The 12,197-nt window shown below is 71.0% G+C and carries 12 protein-coding genes; 7 read left to right on the top strand and 5 right to left on the bottom strand.

Translation table 11 applies throughout. The annotated features are described in order from the left end of the window. Window positions 1-69: 69 nt before the first annotated feature. Together N5D62_RS08680 and N5D62_RS08685 are read left to right on the top strand one after the other, a co-directional pair. Complete coding sequence (locus N5D62_RS08680; protein ID WP_279757302.1) at window positions 70-846, top strand: rhamnogalacturonan acetylesterase; 777 nt, start codon at window positions 70-72, stop codon at window positions 844-846. Window positions 847-896: 50 nt separating this feature from the next. Next, a complete protein-coding gene (locus N5D62_RS08685; RefSeq protein ID WP_279757303.1) occupies window positions 897-1,832 on the top strand; it encodes a sugar kinase in 936 nt (311 codons plus the stop codon). Window positions 1,833-1,919: 87 nt separating this feature from the next. On the opposite strand, the gene N5D62_RS08690 is transcribed toward N5D62_RS08685, so the two are convergent. From N5D62_RS08690 to uraH, 5 genes are all read right to left on the bottom strand, one after another. Beyond that, window positions 1,920-3,575 (bottom strand): hypothetical protein, encoded by a 1,656-nt coding sequence (locus tag N5D62_RS08690; protein ID WP_279757304.1) that lies wholly within the window; start codon window positions 3,573-3,575, stop codon window positions 1,920-1,922. 108 nt (window positions 3,576-3,683) lie between these two features. Further along, window positions 3,684-4,034 carry a hypothetical protein gene (locus N5D62_RS08695; RefSeq protein ID WP_279757305.1) on the bottom strand — a complete coding sequence of 117 codons (351 nt, stop codon included), beginning with the start codon at window positions 4,032-4,034 and terminating at the stop codon, window positions 3,684-3,686. 95 nt (window positions 4,035-4,129) lie between these two features. Further along, on the bottom strand, window positions 4,130-5,377 hold the full coding sequence (locus N5D62_RS08700; RefSeq protein ID WP_279757306.1) for a urate hydroxylase PuuD: 1,248 nt from the start codon (window positions 5,375-5,377) through the stop codon (window positions 4,130-4,132). Between the two features lie 141 nt (window positions 5,378-5,518). Continuing rightward, complete coding sequence (gene xdhC, locus N5D62_RS08705) at window positions 5,519-6,337, bottom strand: xanthine dehydrogenase accessory protein XdhC (protein WP_279757307.1); 819 nt, start codon at window positions 6,335-6,337, stop codon at window positions 5,519-5,521. Between the two features lie 10 nt (window positions 6,338-6,347). After that, complete coding sequence (gene uraH / locus N5D62_RS08710; RefSeq protein ID WP_279757308.1) at window positions 6,348-6,701, bottom strand: hydroxyisourate hydrolase; 354 nt, start codon at window positions 6,699-6,701, stop codon at window positions 6,348-6,350. Window positions 6,702-6,764: 63 nt separating this feature from the next. Here uraH and N5D62_RS08715 point away from each other — a divergent pair, with 63 nt between their 5' ends. The 5 genes from N5D62_RS08715 (at window position 6,765) to N5D62_RS08735 (ending at window position 12,160) form a co-directional block, all read left to right on the top strand. Continuing rightward, on the top strand, window positions 6,765-7,448 hold the full coding sequence (locus N5D62_RS08715; RefSeq protein WP_279757309.1) for a GntR family transcriptional regulator: 684 nt from the start codon (window positions 6,765-6,767) through the stop codon (window positions 7,446-7,448). 25 nt (window positions 7,449-7,473) lie between these two features. Beyond that, on the top strand, window positions 7,474-8,430 hold the full coding sequence (gene puuE, locus N5D62_RS08720; RefSeq protein WP_279757310.1) for an allantoinase PuuE: 957 nt from the start codon (window positions 7,474-7,476) through the stop codon (window positions 8,428-8,430). 54 nt (window positions 8,431-8,484) lie between these two features. Continuing rightward, window positions 8,485-10,275, top strand: a complete 1,791-nt coding sequence (uraD, locus tag N5D62_RS08725; RefSeq protein WP_279757311.1) for a 2-oxo-4-hydroxy-4-carboxy-5-ureidoimidazoline decarboxylase — start codon at window positions 8,485-8,487, stop codon at window positions 10,273-10,275. 19 nt (window positions 10,276-10,294) lie between these two features. After that, the gene (locus N5D62_RS08730) at window positions 10,295-11,650 is read left to right on the top strand and encodes a M20/M25/M40 family metallo-hydrolase (RefSeq protein WP_279757312.1); all 1,356 of its coding nucleotides are present in this window, start codon (window positions 10,295-10,297) and stop codon (window positions 11,648-11,650) included. A 111-nt stretch (window positions 11,651-11,761) separates the two neighbouring features. Further along, on the top strand, window positions 11,762-12,160 hold the full coding sequence (locus tag N5D62_RS08735; protein WP_279757313.1) for a DUF2946 family protein: 399 nt from the start codon (window positions 11,762-11,764) through the stop codon (window positions 12,158-12,160). The last annotated feature ends 37 nt before the right edge of the window (window positions 12,161-12,197 follow it).

Below are 12,197 nucleotides of genomic sequence, written 5' to 3' on the forward strand. Positions count from 1 at the left end.
CCCCCGCCCTCTCCCGCAGTGCGGGAGAGGGTTGGGGTGAGGGTCGTCGCCCGCCACGGAGACTTCCTGATGAGAACAGCCTTCGCAGCACTCGTCCTCGCGGCCGCCACCGCCCACGCACAAGTCGCGCCGGTTTCGCCGCCCGCCGCGGCGCTGCGAGTGATCCTCGTCGGCGACTCGACGACGGCCACGAAGAGCGGCTACGGCGACGCCCTGTGCGCGCGCTTCAAGCCCGAGGTGTCCTGCCTCAACCTCGCCAAGGGCGGACGCAGCACGAAGAGCTTCCGCGCCGAGGGCCTCTGGGACCAGGTCATGGCCCTGTTGCGCGACCGCCAACCCGGGCGGCTCGACCTCGTGCTGATGCAGTTCGGCCACAACGACCAGCCCGGCAAGCCGGGCCGCTCGACCGACCTGCGGACCGAGTTCCCCGCCAACCTCGCCCGCTACATCGACGACGTCGCGCCCACCGGCGCGCGCCTGGTGATGCTCACGCCGCTGACGCGCCGCGGCTTCGATGCCCAGGGGACGCTCGACAACGCGCTGCGCCCCTGGGCCGAGGCGACGCTGCGCGTCGGCGCCGAACGCGGGATCCCGGTGATCGACCTGAACGCGCTCAGCCACGCCGCGGTGCAGGCGATGGGCGAGACCGAGGCCGACACGCTGGCCATGGCGCCCAAGCCCGTCAACGCGCCCGCGCAAGGCGCCTCCGCCCCCGAGCGCGCTGGCGCCGCGAACCCGGTCTTCGACCGCACGCATCTGGGCGCCAAGGGCGCGCAGGTGTTCTCGTCGATGGTGGCCGGGCAGTTGACCGTCGCGATGCCCGAGCTCAGCCGCTGGATGCGCTGAGACCGACCCAGACCCAAACCCGGACCCGGACCCGGACAGGAAAGACCTCGATGACACGACGCGTGGCCGTGATCGGCGAATGCATGCTGGAGCTCAAGGGCGAAGCCTTCGGCGCGATGACGCTGGGTCACGGCGGGGACACGTTCAACACCGCCGTGTACCTGCGGCGCTGCGGCGCCGCGGCCGGCATCGAGGTCGCCTACGCGACCGCGCTCGGCGAGGACGGCCTGAGCACCGGCCTGCTGGACCGATGGCAGGCCCAGGGGCTCGACACCCGGCTGGTGCGGCGCGTCCCGGGACGCATGCCTGGCCTCTACATGATCGAGCTCGACGCCGGCGGGGAACGCAGCTTCCATTACTGGCGCGACACGGCCGCGGCGAAGGCCTACTTCGACGAGCCCTCGACGCCGCTCGAGGCGCAGGCCGCCGACTTCGACGCGCTGTACCTCAGCGGGATCAGCCTGGCCATCCTGCCGCCGCCCGGACGCGAGCGGCTCTTCGCGCTGATGGCGGCGGTGCGCGAGCGCGGCGGTCAGGTGATCTTCGACAACAACTTCCGGCCCCGCCTGTGGCCGGACCGCGCCGGGGCGCGCGCGGCCTTCGAGCGCGCGTTCTCGCTCGCCACGATCGCGCTGGTCACGGCGGACGATCACCAGGCGCTGATGGGCCTCGACAGCCTGGAGGCGGCGCTCGCCCTTGCCTGCTCGCTGCCGTCGCCGGAGCTGCTGATCAAGCGCGGCGCGGCGTCGACGCTCGTCCGGTCGGCACAGGCGCCGGACCGATGGGCGGAGGCACCGACGCAGGCGGTGGATCGCGTCGTCGACACGACGGCGGCGGGCGACGCCTTCGCCGGGGGCTACCTGGCGCGCCGGCTGAGCGGCGACGACGCGGTGAGCGCCGCGCTGCACGGCAATCGCGTCGCGGCCCGCGTGATCCGCCATCCCGGCGCGATCATCCCGGCGGAGGCGATGAACGATCTGCTCTGAGCGGCAGCGACCCGTGGCGGGTCTCGGTCGACGTCGATCAACATCGGTCGAGGTCGGTCGAGGTCGGTCGAGGTCGGTCCGTCGCCGTCAACCGGCATCGGCCCCCTGGTTCCATCCGCGGATCACGAACCGCAGCTTGCCCTTGATGCCGGGACTGGTCGGATGCCGCGAGCCATCGGGGGCGATGGTGGTGCTGTCGAAGTCGACCGCGACCTCCACCGCCTGGTCGGCGATCTGCTGCGGCGTCAGCCCCGTGCTGGCCGAGGCGACACCTGCGTCCTGCCACGCGTACTTCACCTTCCACGGCGTGCCGTCGGCGCGCGGTGGCTCCAGCTCGAGGATCAGCGCGTTGCGGAACAGGTAGCCGCCCTCGAAGTGCTGGTTGAGCCACAGGCGCTGGTCGATCTCGTAGTCGGGCACGCGCACGCCCAGCGTCAGCCCGTAGGCGAGCGAGCGCCGTCTGGGGTTGACCTTGGCCCGATTGGCCAGGAACACCGTCGACAGGTAGTTGGTGCACGGCCCCTTGCGCTGGAGCCAGTCCGCGTGCGCGACCACCGCGACGGAGTCCTCCTCCGCCATGCGCCGCGTCAGGTACCAGAGCTTGCCGCGCGGCGCGGCCTGCATCTCGATCTGGTACAGCGCGTTGATCCGTTTCGGCGCGTCGTCGGCGGCCTTGAGCACGTCCTGGGGCAGGCGGATCTCGTCGATGTCCATCCACACGTCGACGCGGACGTCGCCGAAGAGGAAGCGGGTGAGGTTCTGGAACGCCTCCTCGCTATTGACGATGCCGTAGAAGCCCGAGTGCGAGCGGTAGGCGAAGGCCTTGGCGCACGGCGCGCCGATGCTGCCGTCGGCGTTGAGCCCGCGCAGCGTGGCGTTCTCGATCTTCACCAGGCCGTCGCTGCCGTTGCCGACGAAGGTGCGCGACAGGCCGGCGCCGGCCTCGTAGTCCATCCGGTTGGTGCCGACCATGGTGAACACGCGTTGCGAGGGGAAGCGCGCCTCGGGCAGCAGGTCGACGGCGCCATGCCGCTTGAAGGCGGCCTTCAGGTCGAGGTAGTCGGCCATCCGCGCGCCGCGATTGAAGTTGCTGATGTCCATCGCCGAGAACCAGGTCGGCACGTTGACGCCGAGCATGTCGATGCCGTTGTGCGGCGTGGCGTAGGTGAAGAACTTGTCGACGCTGCCGGCGACGCCCTGCGGGTCGAGGGCCGGGTTCTGCAGGAAGGCGCGGCACACGAGGCCGCCCATCGAGTGCGCGACCAGGTGGCAGCGGAAGTCGGCCGCGGTGTCGACACCGCTGCGCGGATTGGCGACGACGAGCTGGCGGACCTTGGCGACGAGCTCGGACAGCCCCTTCGCGAAGGCCTCGATCGAGGGCGTCTCGCCGGTGCCGAAGAGCGTGGAGGCGGGGTCGTAGTAGCGGTAGATGACGATGGCGCGGCTGCCGAGCGCGTTGTCGGTGGGCTTGCCGGCGGCGTCGACTTCCCAGCCGGGGTCGACGATGTCGAGGCCGTCCTCATAGACATCGGCGTAGCCGAAGTCCGAGGCGAGACGCACGACGGGCGATTCGAAGACGAACTTCCGGGGCCGGCTCTTGTCGCTGGCCGAGGCGCGCATGGTGGTCGAGCCGAGGTTGAAGCCGCAGAACGGATCGGCGCTGGTCTCGTCGATCTCGCCGCGGGTCATCGCGAAGCCGCGGACGTAGATGATGGGATGGAACGGTGCGTTGCTGTTAGCCATGGGACCCTCCCGGGTCCGTGGACAGCAGACCCCGCGCGAGTCTGGCGCGCGGGGTGTCGGGCGTCATCCCCAAGAACTAGGGCGGGGACGGCGGGGTTGCTCGTTGGCTCACTGCTGGTAGACGCGCAGCCACTGGATCGATTCGGTGTCTCCCCAGTCAGGGCAGCTCCCGGTCCCCGTGATGAGCACCTGCCTGCCGGTGGCGGACGCCATCAACGCGTTGGCTGCCATGGCCTTGCCCTCGGGGGTCGTGATCCGGATGACGTAGCGGCGGGAGCCGACGGTCTCCGTCCCGCACGTCGGCGTGCCGCTGGACGCGACGTCGAGGTAGAGGAACAGGCCGTGCGCCTGCGATTCGGTCATCAGGATCTTGCCGTAGGCATTCCCGGCCCATGCGGCCAGCGGCAAGGTCGTCGTCAGCGCGGCCAAGGCCACGGATCGGATCAGTGCTCGTTTCATGCGAGGGGTCCTCGTTCGTTGTCGGAGTGGTTCGAACGACCTCCCCGGCCGTTCCCCGCGTCGCGGGCTGCGCATCGTAGCGTCCTCACGCCCGGCTAGCGCTCCTTGAACCACCGCCCCAACGTCGCCCGCTCCTCGTCGGTGATGCCGGTCGCGTTGTTCAGCGGCATCGTCTTCTGCACCACCACCTGCTGGTAGATCTCGGCCGCGTGCTGCTCGATCATCTGCGGCTCGTGGAACTGGATGCGCTTGGGCGCCAGCGCCGCGTTGTGGCAGGCCAGGCAGCGCGCGTTGACGATCTGGCGGACCTGCTCGACGCTCACCGGGCCCTCGCCCGCCGTAGCAGCCGGCGCGGCCGATCCCGCGCTCCCCACTGTCGTCCCCGCCGCCGGCGGCGCGGTCACCGGCACCATCGCCGGCGACGGCGCCAGCGCCGTGATCAGGCCGGCCAGCAGCATCGCCACCGCCACCAGCAGCGGCCACGCGTCGAAGCCCTTGTGGCGCTTCACGAACCAGGTGCGCACCAGCGCCCCGACCAGCATCAGCACCACCAGCACCAGCCAGTTGCGCGGGTGGCTGTACAGCATGCCGTAGTGGTTGGACAGCATCGCGATCAGCACCGGCAGCGTGAAGTAGGTGTTGTGCACGCTGCGCTGCTTGCCGCGCTGGCCATGGACCGGATCCACCGGCCGCCCCGCCCGCATGTCGGCGATCACCTGCTTCTGGCCCGGGATGATCCAGAAGAACACGTTCGCGCTCATCATCGTGGCGATCATCGCGCCGGTGATCAGGAAGGCCGCCCGCCCCGCGAAGAGCTGGCTCGCGCCCCACGCCGCCGCCACGATCACGACCGCAATCAGGCCGAGCACGACGCCGTCGTTGCCGATCGAGCCATCGGCCTTGCGCCCGAAGCGCCGGCAGATCTGGTCATACACGATCCAGCCGCCCGCGAGGAACCCCAGCGCCCCCGCCACCGCCGCCGGCGCGCTCCAGTCATGCACGCGCTTGTCGATCAGGTAGGTGTCGGCATTGAAGAGGTACAGCAGCGCGAAGAGCGCGAAGCCGCTCATCCACGTCCAGTAGCTCTCCCAATAGAACCAGTGCAGGTCACGCGGCAGGTTGCCCGGCGCGACCATGTACTTCTGCGGGTTGTAGAAGCCGCCGCCATGCACCGCCCACAACTCGCCATCGACACCCTTGGCGGTCAGGTCCTCGGCCCGCGGCTTGACCAGGTGGTTGTCCAGCCAGACGAAATAGAAGGAGGCGCCGATCCAGGCGATGGCCACGATCACGTGCAGCCAGCGCAGCAGCAGATTGGCCCAGTCGAGCAGGTAGCTGTCCATCAACGAAGGGAATGCAAGGTCCGGACCACCACTGCGGGCGCTGTGAACCGGCAAGCGTCGCGCTGAAGAATCGGGGCGCCGCGGCGACGTCAAGGCGCGAAGTGTATACAGTCCGGCGCGCACCGCCGCCTCGCGACAGGATCAACGCGCCTCCGGCAACTCCTGCATCGCCTGCGCCACCACCGACAGCGCCACCATCTCCGGCTGCTTGCCAGGAATGCCGGGAATGCCGATCGGGCAAGTCACGTGAGCGAGCTCGTCGGGCCCGAAGCCCCGCGCTTCCAGGCGATGTCGGAAGGTCGCCCACTTGCTCTTGCTGCCGATCAGGCCGATGTACGGGAGGTCCTTCGCCTCGCGCTGCCGCTTCAGGCAGGCGGCCAGGATGTCGAGGTCCTCGGCATGGCTGAAGCTCATGATCAGCACATGCGAGCCCGGCGCCAGCGTCGGCACCGCGCCCTGCACCGGCTCCGACTGCTCCGCGCGGACGTTGTCCGGCAGCGGCTCCGGGAACATCCCTTCGCGGCTGTCGATCCAGTGCACCCGCGCCGGCAGCTTCGCCAGCAGGTCCACGATCGCGCGTCCCACGTGGCCGCCGCCGAACAGCGCGATACGCCGCCAGTCGCGTTGATCGCCGAGCCGATCCGCCAATCCCGCGATCGACTGCGCGTCCAGCCAGTCGAAGGTCAGCCACACGACCCCGCCGCAGCACTGCCCCAGCGAGGGCCCGAGCGCGAAACGCTGCCGCGCCTCCAGCACCCGGCCCGCGGCCAGCGCCGCGCGGGCCTTGGCGATCGCGTCGAACTCGAGCTGCCCGCCGCCGATCGTGCCGACCACGTCCGACGCGGTCACCGCCATCCAGGCCCCGACCTCGCGCGGCCCGCTGCCCTGCAGCTCGTCCACGCGCACCAGCACGGCCGGCTCGCGCGCGAGCCTCAGCGCCAGGGTCTGCCACGCGCGCATCGCCAGGCCCTCAGCTCCCGCGGTAGGTGGAGTACGACCACGGGCTCGCCAGCAGCGGCACGTGGTAATGCGCCTGCGGATCGGCGATGCCGAAATCCAGCGGCACCTCGTCCAGGAAGGCCGGCTCCGGCAGCGTCACGCGCCGGGCGCGGAAGTAGTCCGCCACCTCGAACACCAGCCGGTAGCGCCCTGGCTGGAAGCTCGCGCCTTCGAGCAGCGGCCCGTCGGCGCGTCCGTCGGCATTGAGCGTCAGCACCTGCAGCAAGCGAGGCTCGCCGGCCTCGAGGCGGTACAGCCGCACCGCCATGCCGGCCGCCGGGCTGCCATGCATCGTGTCCAGGACGTGGGTGGTGAGCTTGCCCATCGGGATTCGGTTCGGGTGAAATCGCAAAGTGTATACACTCCCGGACACAAAAACGCTCCTGCCATGAACGCCCGCGATCCCGACGCCAGCGCCTCCGTCACCGAGCGCATCACCACCGCCATCACGCAGGCGATCGTGGAGCGCCGCCTGATGCCCGGCACCAAGCTGGTCGAGCAGCAGCTGGCCGACATCTTCGACTGCTCGCGCACGCTGGTCCGGCAGGCGCTCAACCAGCTCAGCCGCGACCGCCTGGTGCGGCTGGAACCGGCCCGGGGCGCCTTCGTCGCGCAGCCCAGCGTCGAGGAAGCGCGCCAGGTCTTCGAGGTGCGCAAGATGCTCGAGGCCGCGATGCTGGCCGACCTCTGCCAGCGCATCACGCCGGCGCAGGTCCGGCAGCTGCGCACCCATTTGAAGCAGGAACGCGAAGCCGTCGCCCGCACCGACGTGCCCGGCCGCACGCGGTTGCTGGCGGACTTCCACGTGGTGCTCGCCCGCATGCAGGGCAACGAGGTGCTGGCCCAGCTGCTGACCGACCTGCTGTCGCGCAGCTCGCTGATCGCGCTGATGTACCAGAGCTCCCATTCCGCCGCCGAATCCCAGGCCGAGCACGAAGCCATCGTCGACGCGCTGGAAGCCCGCGACAAGCGCGCGGCGCTGAAGCTGCTGGACGCGCACCTCGGCAACGTCGAGGCCAACCTCCGGCTCGACCCGCGCGTGCAGGACCTGAAGTCGGTCCTGCAACTCTGACCCCGACCGCCCTCGCCCCACGACCATGAAACCCGTCGTCTCCCCCGGCTACCCCCGCGACCTGATCGGCTACGGCGAACACCCGCCGCAGGCGCGCTGGCCGGGCCAGGCGCGCATCGCCGTGCAGTTCGTCCTCAACTACGAGGAAGGCGGCGAGCACTCCGTGCTGCACGGCGACGCCGGCAGCGAGCAGTTCCTGTCCGAGATGTTCAACCCGGCCGCCTACCCCGCGCGCCACCTGAGCATGGAAGGCATCTACGAATACGGCTCGCGCGCCGGCGTCTGGCGCCTGCTGCGCGAATTCGAGAAACGCGCGCTGCCGCTCACCGTCTTCGGCGTGTCGATGGCGCTGGAGCGGCATCCGGAGCTGACGCGGGCCTTCGTCGAGCTGAACCATGAGATCGCCTGTCACGGCTGGCGCTGGATCCATTACCAGAACGTCGACGAGGCCACCGAGCGCCAGCACATGGACATCGGCATGGACATCGTCCAGCGGCTGACCGGCGAGCGCCCGTCGGGCTGGTACACCGGCCGCGACAGTCCCCACACGCGCCGCCTGGTCGCCGACTTCGGCGGCTTCGAGTACGACAGCGACTACTACGGCGACGACCTGCCGTTCTGGCTCAACGTGCGCAAGACCGACGGCGTGCTCGCGCCGCACCTGGTGGTGCCCTACACGCTGGACTGCAACGACATGCGCTTCGCGCTGCCGCAGGGTTTCAGCCACGGCGACGAGTTCTTCGAGTACCTGCGCGACACCTTCGACGTGCTCTACGCCGAGGGCGCGGAGACGCCCAAGATGATGAGCATCGGCATGCATTGCCGGCTGCTCGGCCGGCCGGGCCGGATGCGGGCGCTGCAGCGATTCCTCGACCATGTCGAGAAACACGACCGCGTCTGGGTCGCCCGCCGCGTCGACATCGCCCGTCACTGGCGCGCCACGCATCCGTTCGATGCGGACACCGCCTTCGTCTGGGGCTGAGCGCCGACGAGTCCTTCGAGCGTCCCCCACGAGCTTCCGCCCCACGAGCTTCCGATGACCACGCCCGCTCCCGCCCTCACCCTCGACCTGCTCAACGCCGCCGACGAGACGCGCTTCGTCGCGCTGCTCGACGGGATCTATGAACACTCGCCGTGGATCGCGCGGCGCGCCTTCGCGGCGCGCCCGGCGGCGGGCTTCGCCAGCCTCGCCGCGCTCAAGCACGCGATGGCGACGGTGGTGCGCGAGGCCGCGCTCGACGAGCAGCTCGGCCTGATCCGCGCCCACCCGGAACTCGCCGGCAAGGCGATGGTCGCGCGCACGCTGACCGCCGAGTCGACGAACGAGCAAGGCAAGGCCGGCCTCACCGACTGCACGCCCGAGGAGTTCGCGCGCCTGCAGCAGCTCAATGCCGACTACAACGCGCGCTTCGGCTGGCCCTTCATCCTGGCGGTGCGCGGTCCGCGCGGCGACGGCCTCTCGCGCGGGCAGATCATCGAGACCTTCGCGCGGCGGCTGAACGCCCATCCGGACATCGAGCGCGCCGAGTGCCTGCGCAACATCCACCGGATCGCGGAGATCCGGCTCAACGACAAGTTCGGCGTCACGCCCACGCTCGGCAACCAGGTCTGGGACTGGGCGGAATCGCTGGCGCGCTTCTCCGATCCCGGCTTCGCCGAGCACGGGCAGTTGACCGTCCTCTACCTGACCGAGGCGCACCGCGCCGCCGCCGCGCAGCTCGCCGACTGGATGCGCGAGTGCGGTTTCGACGAGGTGTCGCTCGACGCCGTCGGCAACGTCGTCGGCGTCTATCACGGCCAGGACCGCGACGCGCCGCGCCTGCTGACCGGCAGCCACTACGACACCGTGCGCAATGGCGGCAAGTACGACGGCCGGCTCGGCATCCTGGTGCCGATGGCCTGCGTGCGCGAGCTCAAGCGCCAGGGCCGGCGCCTGCGCCACGGGCTGGAGGTGGTCGGCTTCTCCGAGGAGGAAGGCCAGCGCTACAAGGCGACCTTCCTCGGCTCCAGCGCGCTGGTCGGGCGCTTCGATCCCGCGTGGCTCGACCAGGCCGATGCCGACGGCGTCGTGCTGCGCGAGCTGATGCGCGAGGCCGGCCTGCCCGGGACGATGGACGCGATCCGCGCCCTCGAGCGCGATCCGGCGCGTTACCTCGGCGTCGTCGAGGTCCACATCGAGCAGGGCCCGGTGCTCAACGCGCTGGACCTGCCGCTGGGCGTGGTCACCTCGATCAACGGCAGCCTGCGCTACGTCGGCGAGGTGCGCGGCCTCGCCTCCCACGCCGGCACCACGCCGATGGGCAGCCGCCGCGACGCCGCCGCCGCGGTGGCGGAGCTGATCCTGTACGTCGAGGAACGCGCCGGCGCGGTCCCCGAGGTCGTCGGCACCGTCGGCCAGCTGCAGGTGCCCAACGGCTCGATCAACGTGATCCCGGGCCGCTGCCGATTCAGCCTCGACCTGCGCGCGACCACCGACGCGGCGCGCGACGCGCTCGACGTCGACGTGCGCCAGCGGCTGGCCGAGATCTGCGAGCGCCGCGGCCTGAGCTTCACGCTCGAGCGCACCGAGGCCGCCGCCGCCGCGCCCAGCGCGCCGGCCTGGCAAACGCGCTGGGAGGCGGCGGTGGGCGCGCTCGGCCTGCCGGTGCACCGCATGCCCTCGGGCGCCGGCCACGACGCGATGAAGCTCCACCAGGCGATGCCGCAGGCCATGCTGTTCCAGCGCGGGCTGAACCTGGGCATCAGCCACAACCCGCTCGAAGCGATCAGCAACGACGACACCGAGCTGTGCGTGCGCGCCTTCCAGGCGCTGCTCGACGGCCTCTGACTTCCTCTCCGGACCCGCCATGACCACCGATGCCCGCCCTGCCGCCGCCGCGGCCTCCACCGATGCCGGCGCCGCCGCCGCCAACGCCAACGCCAACGACACCACCGTCGGCGCCGCGCATGACGCCGGCGCGGAGCACGCGGCCCTGGACGCCTGGATCGACGCCCACTTCGACGAACAGGTCCGCTACCTGCAGGCGCTGGTGCGCGTGCCCACCGACACGCCGCCCGGCAACAACGCGCCGCATGCCGAGCGGACCGCCGAGCTGCTCGCCGCCATGGGCTTCGACACCGAACGGCATCCGGTGCCGCAAGCGCAGGTGCGCGCGTACGGCCTCGAATCGCTGACCAACCTGATCGTGCGGCGTCGGTTCGGCGATGCCGCCGCGGGCGGCCCGGTGATCGCGCTGAACGCGCATGGCGACGTCGTCCCGCCCGGCGAGGGCTGGACCCACGATCCCTACGGCGGCGAGGTCGTCGACGGCAAGCTCTACGGCCGCGCGTCGGCGGTCAGCAAGAGCGACTTCGCGACCTACACCTTCGCGTTGCGGGCGCTGGAGGCGCTGCAGGCCCGGGGCGCGGCGCTCCGCGGCGGCATCGAGCTGCACTTCACCTACGACGAAGAATTCGGCGGCGAACTCGGCCCGGGCTGGCTGCTGGAGCAGGGGCTGACGAAGCCTGATTTCCTGCTCGCCGCGGGCTTCAGCTACCAGGTCGTCACCGCGCACAACGGCTGCCTGCAGATGGAGGTGACGGTCCACGGCAAGATGGCGCACGCCGCCATCCCCGACACCGGCATCGACGCGCTGCAGGGTGCGGTCGTGCTGCTCAACGCGCTGTACGCCCGCAACCTCGCGTATCGCCAGGTGACCTCGACGGTCGAGGGCATCCGGCATCCCTACCTGAACGTCGGCCGCATCGAGGGCGGCACCAACACCAACGTCGTGCCGGGCAAGGTCGCGTTCAAGCTGGACCGCCGGATGATTCCCGAGGAGGACCCGGTCGTCGTCGAGGCCGAGATCCGCGACACCATCGCGCGGGCCGCGGCGTCGTTCCCCGGGATCGCCGTGGACGTGAAGCGGCTGCTGCTGGCGCGCTCGCTGAAGCCGCTGCCCGGCAACCGGCCGCTGGTGGAGGCGCTGCAGCGCCACGGCGAGGCGGTCTTCGGCGAGCCGATTCCGACCTCCGGCACGCCGCTCTACACCGACGTGCGGCTCTACGGCGAGCACGGCATCCCGGCCGCGATCTACGGCGCCGGTCCCCGCACCGTGCTCGAGTCCCACGCCAAGCGCTCGGACGAGCGCGTCGAGCTCGAGGACCTGCGCCGCGCCACCAAGGTCGTCGCCCGCACGCTGCGGGACCTGCTCGCCGCCTGAGCCCCGCGCCGACGCGTCGACGTATCGACCTATCGACGTGTCGATGTCCAAGCCTCGGCCTCGGCGTCGGGGCTCGGCACCGACACGCCAACGCCTAGAATCCGCGGCGTCATGCGACTGCCCGCCCCCACCGCCCTCGCCCGCTGGATGACCGTCCTGGTCTTCCTGCTGGCGGCGCTGTTGCCGGCGATGTCGATGGCGGCGCAGGCGCTCAACGGCGACCTCGCGCCCTGGACGCAGATCTGCCGCTCCAGCGTCGTCGGACCGCGCGCGGCGGAACTGCGCGAGGGGCTGTCGGACAACGGCGTCGACGACCAGGACCATGCGCTGTTCCAGCACTGCGCGTTCTGCCACCTGCACCAGGACGCGCTGCCGATGCCGCCCGTCCCCGCAGTGCTGCCGCTGCGCACCGAGTTGCGCCACGGCCTGCCCGAGCGCTTCTACAGCGCCCCGGTCACCGCCCATGCCTGGCGCGCCGCGCCCGCCCGGGCCCCGCCCCTGCCGGTCTGAAGCCGCCGCACCGGCACGTCCGGTGCTCCTTCATTCC

The organism is Mitsuaria sp. GD03876 (assembly GCF_029840635.1).
Lineage (GTDB): Bacteria > Pseudomonadota > Gammaproteobacteria > Burkholderiales > Burkholderiaceae_C > Roseateles.

What these genes read in the sequence shown, in the direction of transcription:
- N5D62_RS08715 (WP_279757309.1), top strand. Translation starts at nt 6,765, where the DNA reads ATGAACGCCCGCGATCCCGACGCCAGCGCCTCCGTCACCGAGCGCATC.
- N5D62_RS08735 (WP_279757313.1), top strand. Translation starts at nt 11,762, where the DNA reads ATGCGACTGCCCGCCCCCACCGCCCTCGCCCGCTGGATGACCGTCCTG.
- N5D62_RS08695 (WP_279757305.1), bottom strand. Translation starts at nt 4,034, where the DNA reads ATGAAACGAGCACTGATCCGATCCGTGGCCTTGGCCGCGCTGACGACG.
- N5D62_RS08700 (WP_279757306.1), bottom strand. Translation starts at nt 5,377, where the DNA reads ATGGACAGCTACCTGCTCGACTGGGCCAATCTGCTGCTGCGCTGGCTG.
- xdhC (WP_279757307.1), bottom strand. Translation starts at nt 6,337, where the DNA reads ATGCGCGCGTGGCAGACCCTGGCGCTGAGGCTCGCGCGCGAGCCGGCC.
- N5D62_RS08685 (WP_279757303.1), top strand. Translation starts at nt 897, where the DNA reads ATGACACGACGCGTGGCCGTGATCGGCGAATGCATGCTGGAGCTCAAG.
- N5D62_RS08680 (WP_279757302.1), top strand. Translation starts at nt 70, where the DNA reads ATGAGAACAGCCTTCGCAGCACTCGTCCTCGCGGCCGCCACCGCCCAC.
- N5D62_RS08690 (WP_279757304.1), bottom strand. Translation starts at nt 3,575, where the DNA reads ATGGCTAACAGCAACGCACCGTTCCATCCCATCATCTACGTCCGCGGC.
- puuE (WP_279757310.1), top strand. Translation starts at nt 7,474, where the DNA reads ATGAAACCCGTCGTCTCCCCCGGCTACCCCCGCGACCTGATCGGCTAC.
- N5D62_RS08730 (WP_279757312.1), top strand. Translation starts at nt 10,295, where the DNA reads ATGACCACCGATGCCCGCCCTGCCGCCGCCGCGGCCTCCACCGATGCC.
- uraD (WP_279757311.1), top strand. Translation starts at nt 8,485, where the DNA reads ATGACCACGCCCGCTCCCGCCCTCACCCTCGACCTGCTCAACGCCGCC.
- uraH (WP_279757308.1), bottom strand. Translation starts at nt 6,701, where the DNA reads ATGGGCAAGCTCACCACCCACGTCCTGGACACGATGCATGGCAGCCCG.